The 3388-nt window shown below is 66.8% G+C and carries 3 protein-coding genes and 1 pseudogene; 1 reads left to right on the top strand and 3 read right to left on the bottom strand.

Annotation, left to right across the window (positions count from 1 at the left end; genetic code table 11):
* Positions 1-299: pseudogene (locus JWR89_RS15920) on the top strand (FAD-binding oxidoreductase); the annotation flags it as partial.
* 199 nt (positions 300-498) lie between these two features.
* On the opposite strand, the gene JWR89_RS15915 reads toward JWR89_RS15920, so the two are convergent.
* The 3 genes from JWR89_RS15915 to JWR89_RS15905 form a co-directional block, all read right to left on the bottom strand.
* Entirely contained in the window at positions 499-2130 is a 1632-nt protein-coding gene (locus tag JWR89_RS15915) for an ABC transporter ATP-binding protein (protein ID WP_299717799.1), read from the bottom strand.
* Positions 2127-2957, bottom strand: coding sequence for an ABC transporter permease (locus JWR89_RS15910; RefSeq protein WP_299717797.1), 831 nt, complete (start codon positions 2955-2957; stop codon positions 2127-2129). Before JWR89_RS15910 ends, JWR89_RS15915 begins: the two co-directional genes overlap by 4 nt.
* Before the next feature lie 2 nt (positions 2958-2959).
* The coding region (locus tag JWR89_RS15905; RefSeq protein WP_299717795.1) for an ABC transporter permease at positions 2960-3388 on the bottom strand (429 nt) is incomplete at its 5' end.

Genomic DNA, 3388 nt, shown 5'->3' with positions numbered 1-3388 from the left:
GCGAGGACAAGTTAGACTACGTCTGCAACGGCTATGTCGGAATGACCACCGACTTCATGCCGCGCATCCATCGCCTCGGGCCGATCGCGTTCGGCTGGACCGGCTGCAACGGCCGCGCGGTGGCGCTGTCGATCGCGCTCGGCGGCGAGCTGGCGAAAGCCGTGCAGGGCGTGCCGGAGCGCGACCTGGCGCTGCCGTTCACCGAGCCGGTGCCGATCCCGGCCCACGGATTGATGCGGCTTGTGGCGCCGTTGATGCTGATGGTGTACCGGCGCAGGGATGCGAAGGAGATGGTGTAGGGGGAGCTTCTTGCTTACCCTCCCCTGGAGGGGAGGGTCGGCGAGCAGACGCGCAAAGCGCGTTGCGAGACGGGGTGGGGTGAAGTGTTTCGCGCCGCCTTTGCCGCTGTCACCCCACCCCGGCATGCGTCACGCTTCGCGTACCGCATGCCGACCCTCCCCCTCTAGGGGAGGGTAAGGAAGCGGCGCCGCGCGTCTCCTACACCGCCTCCACCTTCTTCCCCCGCGCGAAATCGCCGCCGGGGATCGAGGCCAACAGCGCCTTCGTATACGCATGCTGCGGGTTGCCGAACACCTCGCCGGACAATCCGTGCTCGACCACTTCGCCGTCCTTCATGACCGCGACCAGGTCGCAGATCTGCGCGGCGACGCGCAGGTCATGGGTGATGAACACGATGGAAAGGCCGAGCCGCTCGCGCAAATCGGCCAACATCTTCAGCACCTGGGCCTGCACGGAGACGTCGAGCGCCGACACCGCTTCGTCGGCCACCAGCACGTCGGGCTTCAGCGCCAGCGCACGCGCCAGCCCGATACGCTGACGCTGGCCGCCGGAGAATTCGTGCGGGAAGCGGTCGATGGCGGAAGGGTCGAGCCCGACCAGCGCGAACAGCTCTTTGGCATCGGCAATCGCTTTCGCGCGCGGCGTGCCGTGCACGATCGGGCCCTGGGCGACGAGGTCGCCGGCCTTGCGGCGCGGATTGAGCGAGGCGTAGGGGTCCTGGAACACCATCTGGATGTGCTTGGTCTCGCGGCGCACCTGTTCGCGCGACAGTCTTGCCCAGTCCTTGCCCTCGAGCACGATTGAACCCCCATCGGGATCGATCAGCCTGACAATGCAGCGCGCCAGCGTCGATTTGCCGGAGCCGGACTCGCCGACAATGCCCAGCGTCGCGCCGCGCGGCAGTTTGAGCGAGACGTCGCGCACCGCATGCGTCACGCGCGCGCCGCGGCCGAGGAAGCCACCGTTGCGGTAGGTCTTGGAGACGTGGTCGAGGGTGAGGATGATGTCGTCGGACAGTGGTCGCGGCGGCGGCGCGGTGAGCGGCGGCACGGCGGCGATCAACTGCTTGGTGTAGGCGTGCTGCGGGTTGTTGAGCACGTTTTTCACGGCGCCGATCTCGACCACCGCGCCGTGCTGCATCACCACCACGCGGTCGGCGATCTCGGCGACCACGCCGAAGTCGTGGGTGATGAACAGCACTGCGGTCTTGCGGCGGACCTGCAATTCGCGGATCAGCTTCAATATCTGCGCTTGCGTCGTGACATCCAGCGCGGTGGTCGGCTCGTCGGCGATCAGCAGCCGCGGATCGAGCGCCAGGGCCATGGCGATCATGGCGCGCTGGCGCTGGCCGCCGGACAGTTCGTGCGGAAAGGCGCGCGCCGCCTCGGCCGGGTTGGGAATGCGGACGTCCTGAAGCAGCGCCAGCACTTTCGCCTTGATCTCGGATTTGGAGAGACCGGTGTGGATCGAAAACATCTCGCCGATCTGGTCGCCGATGTTGCGCAGCGGATTGAGCGCGGTCATCGGCTCCTGGAAGATCATCGCAATGCCGGCGCCGCGCACTTGTCGCATTTCCGCCGATGTGGCAGCGGCGAGGTCGCGGCCCTCGAACATGACGCGGCCGCCGTCGATCTCGACGTCGCGCGGCAGCAGTTTCATGATGGCGTTGGCCATGATCGACTTGCCGGAGCCGGACTCGCCGACCACGCAGAGAATCTCGTTGGCGGCGACCGACAGCGACACGCCGCCCAGCGCGTGCGAGCGGTCGGCGCCTTCCGGCAGTTTCACGCTGAGGCCGTCGAGGGTCAGGATCGCGTCTTGCTCGCTCATCGGCTCTTCAGTCTGGGATTGAGCGCATCGTTGAGGCCCTGGCCGACCAGCGACACCGCGAGCACCGTGATCAAAATGGTGACGCCGGGGATCGCGGAGACGTACCACTGCACGCGCAGCACGTCGCGGCCGAGGCCAATCAGGTTGCCCCACGACGCGACGTTGGGATCGGACAGCCGCAGAAACGCCAGCGCGCTTTCCAACAGGATCGCGGTGGCCATCACCACGCTGGCATAGACGATGACAGGCGGCAGCGCGTTGGGCAGGATCTCGCCGAGGATGAGCTGCAGGTCCTTCATGCCGAGCGTGCGGCCGGCCTGGACGAATTCGCGATTGCGCAGCGACATGAATTCCGCACGGGTGAGGCGCGCCGGCGCCGGCCACGACACCACGCCGACCGCGATGGTGACGGTGGTCAGCGTCGAGCCGAACACCGCGACCAGCACCAGCAGCAGTACGAAGTTCGGCAGCGTCTGGAAGGCTTCGGTGATGCGCATCAAGACGTTGTCGATCCAGCCGCCGTAATAGCCGGCGAACGCGCCGATCAGCACGCCGATGACAATGGCGATCAGCGTGGCGACGCCGCCGATCAGCAGCGAGATGCGCGCGCCGTAGAAGATCTGGGCGGCGATATCGCGGCCGGAATTGTCGGTGCCGAGCAGGAAGCGCGGATTGGCGAACGGCCACTGCAGCGGACGCCCCGCCAGCGCCAGCGGATCGCGCGGATACAGCATGCCGGCGGAGATGGCCATCGCGATGATCACCAGCAGAAGCAGCAGGCCGACCACGGCGGCGGGGCTGCGGAAATAACGCTTCACAGCATCCATGCTCAGCCCTCCGCCTGGATGCGCGGATCGAGCCGGGCATAGAGCAGATCGACGAAGAAGTTGACCAGGATTACCAGCAGCGCCGAGACGAAGACGATGCCGAGCAACGTATTGAGGTCGCGCTGCACCACCGACTCGTAAGCGAGGCGGCCGAGCCCGGGCAGCGAGAACACGCTCTCCACCACCACGGAGCCGCCGAGCATGGTGCCGGCCTGCAGGCCGATCAGCGTCACCATCGGCAGCAGCGCGTTGCGCAACACATGGCGGACCACGACGCGGGTCTCGTCGAGGCCCTTGGCGCGCGCGGTGCGGACGAAATCGAGGTTGAGCACTTCGAGCATCGAGGCGCGCATGATGCGCAGATAGATGGCGAGGAAGATCAGGCCGAGCGTCAGCGTCGGCAGGATCAGATGTTGCGCGATGTCCCACGT

Source organism: Tardiphaga sp. (assembly GCF_028290785.1).
In the GTDB taxonomy this organism is placed as follows: Bacteria; Pseudomonadota; Alphaproteobacteria; order Rhizobiales; family Xanthobacteraceae; genus Tardiphaga.
Note: the sequence above shows the minus strand (reverse complement) of the source record. Positions and strands in the feature narration are given on the sequence as shown.

What these genes read in the sequence shown, in the direction of transcription:
- JWR89_RS15915 (WP_299717799.1), bottom strand. Translation starts at nt 2,130, where the DNA reads ATGAGCGAGCAAGACGCGATCCTGACCCTCGACGGCCTCAGCGTGAAA.
- JWR89_RS15910 (WP_299717797.1), bottom strand. Translation starts at nt 2,957, where the DNA reads ATGGATGCTGTGAAGCGTTATTTCCGCAGCCCCGCCGCCGTGGTCGGC.